This window comes from Mesorhizobium sp. M2A.F.Ca.ET.067.02.1.1, assembly GCF_004023285.1.
Classification (GTDB): domain Bacteria; phylum Pseudomonadota; class Alphaproteobacteria; order Rhizobiales; family Rhizobiaceae; genus Mesorhizobium.
Genome location: NZ_RZSB01001022.1, coordinates 1 through 1,708, shown reverse-complemented (window position 1 = coordinate 1,708; position 1,708 = coordinate 1). Strand labels below are relative to the sequence as shown.

3 protein-coding genes are annotated in these 1,708 nt (G+C 58.5%); 1 reads left to right on the top strand and 2 read right to left on the bottom strand.

Features of this window, described 5'->3' with window-relative positions; all coding sequences use genetic code 11:
• Positions 1–350, top strand: a 350-nt coding sequence (locus EOA28_RS39750; protein WP_210214991.1) for a hypothetical protein, incomplete at its 5' end; no start/stop codon positions are given.
• Between the two features lie 345 nt (positions 351–695).
• On the opposite strand, the gene EOA28_RS34955 is transcribed toward EOA28_RS39750, so the two are convergent.
• Together EOA28_RS34955 and EOA28_RS34950 are read right to left on the bottom strand one after the other, a co-directional pair.
• Complete coding sequence (locus tag EOA28_RS34955; RefSeq protein ID WP_128315807.1) at positions 696–914, bottom strand: hypothetical protein; 219 nt, start codon at positions 912–914, stop codon at positions 696–698.
• 11 nt (positions 915–925) lie between these two features.
• Positions 926–1,312, bottom strand: coding sequence for a hypothetical protein (locus EOA28_RS34950; protein ID WP_128315806.1), 387 nt, complete (start codon positions 1,310–1,312; stop codon positions 926–928).
• Positions 1,313–1,708: the final 396 nt, after the last annotated feature.

The following is a 1,708-nucleotide window of genomic DNA, read 5'->3' as shown; positions in this document are numbered from 1 at the left end:
ATCCAGCGAGCCGGCGCTTGGCGGATCATGTGCAGAGGCAGCTAGGAAACCGACGGCGAAGCATCAATCGGCTGAAGCGGGACTCGTTCCTCACCGAACGGCCATCACGCGACGAGAAGCTGGAGGTGGAATGGCAGCGGCTGCTACAGGATGATGAGGTTGTCCAGGAGGACGAGATCGGGCAGATCACGGACGCGATCAAAGCCCGTTGGTTCTCGCCAGTACTCTTCAGGGTCTTTCCTCAGTTCGTCCCACTGGTTTGTCAAGGTATCCCGAGCGGAGCCGGCACTGGACCTGACTTCTTCGACGCGACCGCATCGAATAGTTCTTCCCCGCGCAGCCCACCCTGATAGTGGGCGATCAGGTCAGCGGCCGGCCTTCTCGCTTTCCCGGGCGAACCCGCCTTGGGCGCAGATTTGGTCGAAGATGTCTTGGAGAAGCGACAACTCACCCGGTTCAAGGAAGCCACCATTTGCCGGCGCGACTCACATTCCCTGCATTAACCGCTAATAATAACCCCAGCTCTTTGAGAACCACTCAATTTGGATAGGTATTCATTCTGGTGAGACCGGGCGAAAGTCAAAAACAAGTTTCCTCCGGTGCCTCTTCGGGCCAGGGGCGGAATGCTCGGTCTCGCCTATGAGTCACATCTGATGCGTGCCCACTGAGACGACGCGCTTGGGTGGTCCAGCAGCCTACTTCAGCTTGCTTAATTCTCGCCTGACCATGACAGCTATCGTGGTGGATGTGGCAAAGGCATAGACGACCAACTGGGCCGCTGGGCCGAAGCCCGTTCCTGCCAACCAAGCCAAGCCCAACACCGGAATGCTGATCGCACTTGCCGAGGCAATGAAGACCATGAAGGCCTCAATGATCGGCGCGAGATAGTCGAGGAAGGTTTCTTTCCGATCCATGCTCCACTGTCTCACCAGATGCCTTGGCTCTTGCAGTATGAGATGATAGCGGCGCTGTCGGTATCCGCTCCACCTATTTGCCTGACGACAAATTCTGCCTGTCCCGTTTGTCTGTAAGTCGCCAAGACGCCGACAAAGGGCGTTTCGCCAGCATAGCCCCCAAAGCCGTTCTTGGCGTTGACCAAGCCGCAGGCCAGAACGACACCGTCCTGGGCACCGGGAAAGAGAACCGCTTTGATCGGCCCGACCTTCGCGCTGTCGGGGTCCTTCAATTGCAGGATCACGGCGCGCCGGATCGCAGCCAGCTCATTGTCATTCAGATCATAGCCTTCCTGAGCGACTGCCGCCGATGCAAGAGCAACGGAAGCGGCGAGGACCGCAGTTCTTAAAGTGACCATGAAGGTTCCCCCCCGGTGGGGAGAAGATGCCCCGTTTCCGTACCCGGCGCAATAATTGGCAGGGCGAAGTCAGGGGCCAGCGGCGGGGGGCGAAAGTTCGCAGGGCTGGCATGGCTGGCATGGCGGGCGTATGCAGGCGAACAGCAGCCGGGCTGGTTGGGATGTATTCTCCTAATCGTCCTCGGGTTGTTGCCGCGTCGATTCCAATTGGCTGTGGGTTTGCTCTGGGCATCCTTCCTGATGAAGGTCATGCGCGGCTCACCAGACGCAAGTCCAGACTTCTAGGCCTGGGGCGCATTCATATTCCCGGTAATAGCGTTTTTCTTTGCGGCCCCGGTTGCGCGACTTCTCTCTTGAGAGTGCCACCGGCCAAGATCTTGACACCCGGTTTGAGAA